Raw genomic sequence first — 494 nt, forward strand, 5'->3', positions numbered from 1 at the left:
TCGCCGACCCACGTCGCGGTGATCCAGGGCCAGAACACCGGTGTGACCGCGGCGCTGGCGAACGCCCCGATCCTCATCGGCCGCGGCAACGACGCCGCGATCCGGCTCGACGACGACTACGTCTCCACCCGGCACGCCCGGATCGCCGCCTCCGGCGACCAGTGGTACGTCGAGGACCTCGGATCCACCAACGGCACCTACCTCGGAACCCAGCGCATCACCCAACCGACCACGATCGGGCTCGGTGCGCAGGTGCGCATCGGGAAGACCATCCTGGAGCTGAGGAAGTAGACCTTTGACGTCAGACGACCACACGCTCCCCGACGACCCGACCGGGTCGGGCGGTCCGGGCGAGCCTCCCGGGCCTCCCGAGCCTCCCGAGCAGCCCGCTCCGCCGACGGAGCCGCCGCCGGCCGACCAGCCGCCGCCCCCGCCGGACGCCATGGACGACCCGACCGACACGACGATGGAGTCGGCCGCCGAGACCGGCGAGC

The 494-nt window shown here is 72.7% G+C and carries 2 protein-coding genes; both read left to right on the forward strand.

The window, feature by feature from the left end; translation table 11 throughout:
• The coding region (locus H0488_RS24030) for an FHA domain-containing protein FhaB/FipA (RefSeq protein ID WP_246371744.1) at positions 1 to 291 on the forward strand (291 nt) is incomplete at its 5' end.
• 4 nt (positions 292 to 295) lie between these two features.
• A partial coding sequence (locus H0488_RS09690; RefSeq protein WP_183099071.1) for a hypothetical protein occupies positions 296 to 494 on the forward strand: 199 nt, incomplete at its 3' end.

The sequence above is a fragment of the Nocardioides pelophilus genome (genome assembly GCF_014180685.1).
Taxonomy (GTDB): Bacteria; Actinomycetota; Actinomycetes; order Propionibacteriales; family Nocardioidaceae; genus Nocardioides; species Nocardioides pelophilus.